The 1,051-nt window shown below is 63.3% G+C and carries 1 protein-coding gene; it reads left to right on the top strand.

The window, feature by feature from the left end:
• Positions 1–63: 63 nt before the first annotated feature.
• Complete coding sequence (locus tag WA237_RS18630; protein ID WP_286907628.1) at positions 64–996, top strand: IS5 family transposase; 933 nt, start codon at positions 64–66, stop codon at positions 994–996.
• Positions 997–1,051: the final 55 nt, after the last annotated feature.

The raw sequence follows: 1,051 nt of genomic DNA, 5'->3' as shown, positions 1-1,051 counted from the left end.
GGCTCTGTTGCACAAATCGCGTGAGGGATTCATTTCGTGAATCCAGCGTGGTAGCTGCGATGCATGAGTAGACCCACGCCCCCGACCTACCGGACCAGGAACTGGCCAACCTACAATGAAGCGCTCAAGCGCCGAGGTTCGCTGACCATTTGGTTTGATCCCACTGTGACCTGGGATGCCGCACCGACAGGCAGACGTGGTCGCCAACGAACCTACAGCGATGCCGCTATTCAGACCTGCCTTTCGATGAAGGTGCTGTTCGGCATGGCTCTCCGCCAGACGACAGGCTTCGTGGAAAGCCTGTTGCGGCTGGTTGGCCTGGACTGGGCCGTGCCGGATTTCAGCACGCTGTCGCGCCGCCAGAAGACCCTGGCCGTGAACATCCCCTATCGCGGGTCCAAGGGGCCGCTGCACCTGCTGATCGATAGCACCGGGATCAAGGTCGAAGGTGAAGGCGAGTGGCACGCCCGCAAGCACGGCGGTCCCAAGCGGCGGGTCTGGCGCAAACTTCATCTCGGAATTGATGAGGAAACGCTGGAGATCCGTGCTGTCGAGATCACCGGAAGCCATATCGGTGACGCACCTGTCCTGCCCGATCTGCTCAGCCAGATACCGCTTGGCGAAGAGATCGGCTCGGTGACCGCCGACGGTGCCTACGACACCCGCAAGTGCCATGATGCGATCGCCGAGCGCGGAGCCCAGGCCGTCATCCCGCCCCGCAAGAACGCGAAGCCCTGGAAGACCACCACTGCCGGAGCCGCGGCGCGAAACGACGCCCTGCGTGCCGTCAAATACCTTGGCCGGGCGCTCTGGCGGCGATGGAGCGGATACCACCGCCGGAGCCGCGTCGAGACGAAGATGCATTGTGTGAAACTTCTGGGCCAGCGGCTCATGGCACGGGACTTCGACCGTCAGGTCGCAGAACTCCAGGTCCGCATCGCCGTCCTGAACGGCTACACCGCGCTCGGCATACCCGTCACAGAAGCCGCGGGATAAGTCCGTCCGGGGAAAGGGGAGCCTGGGCCATCAGCCGAATTGTGCAACAGAGCCC

This window comes from Roseovarius sp. CH_XMU1461 (assembly GCF_037027165.1).
In the GTDB taxonomy this organism is placed as follows: domain Bacteria; phylum Pseudomonadota; class Alphaproteobacteria; order Rhodobacterales; family Rhodobacteraceae; genus Roseovarius; species Roseovarius nubinhibens.
Note: the sequence above shows the minus strand (reverse complement) of the source record. Positions and strands in the feature narration are given on the sequence as shown.